General features: G+C 76.9%; 1 protein-coding gene. It reads left to right on the forward strand.

The genetic code is table 11. The features are described 5' to 3' along the window. Nucleotides 1-349: 349 nt before the first annotated feature. Nucleotides 350-648: trehalase-like domain-containing protein (locus KCH_RS42225; RefSeq protein WP_035858780.1), on the forward strand; the 299-nt coding region annotated here is incomplete at its 3' end.

Raw genomic sequence — 648 nt, forward strand, 5'->3', positions numbered from 1 at the left:
CCGCGATCTCGGGCTGCTGTTCGTCGCTGCCGGCCACGTTGGGGGTGTCGCCCTTGCCGATCGGGGCGGGTTCGCGCTGGCCGTTCCGGTCGTGGCCGCCGGCCGTGTCGGCGGGGCCGGTCGCCCCTCCCATGTCGTGCAGCGGGCGCTTGCGCTCGGTCATCGTCGGTCCTCCGCTCGGAGTGTCGCGGGTCCAGGTGCCACGTGGGGCCACCTGGCCGGGGATACGTCTGCGCCGCGCGTGTGCCCTCCGGCCGGACGGCGAAACGGGGCGCGGGGCGGCCGGGTTTGGCGGGGGCCGGAGCGGTAATCCGCCGCTGCGAGACCTGTCCCGTCCCGGAGTTCCGCCATGCCGTGCACCTCGCCCGCCCCGCACGCCCTGCGCGACTACGCGCTGCTCGCCGACGGCTGTCGCGGCGCGCTGCTCGGCCCGGACGGCGACGTGGTGTGGCTGTGCGCGCCGCACTGGGACAGCGACGCGGCGCTGTCGGCACTGATCGGCGGTCCGGGCTGGTACCGGGTCGCGCCGACGGGGGTGCACGTCGCGGGCGGCCGGTACGAGGACGGCGGACTGATCCGGCGCAGCCGCTGGATCACCCGCGGCGGGGTGGTCGAGTGCCGCGAGGCCCTTGCCCGGCCGGGGAGTTC

The sequence above is a fragment of the Kitasatospora cheerisanensis KCTC 2395 genome, from assembly GCF_000696185.1.
Taxonomy (GTDB): Bacteria; Actinomycetota; Actinomycetes; order Streptomycetales; family Streptomycetaceae; genus Kitasatospora; species Kitasatospora cheerisanensis.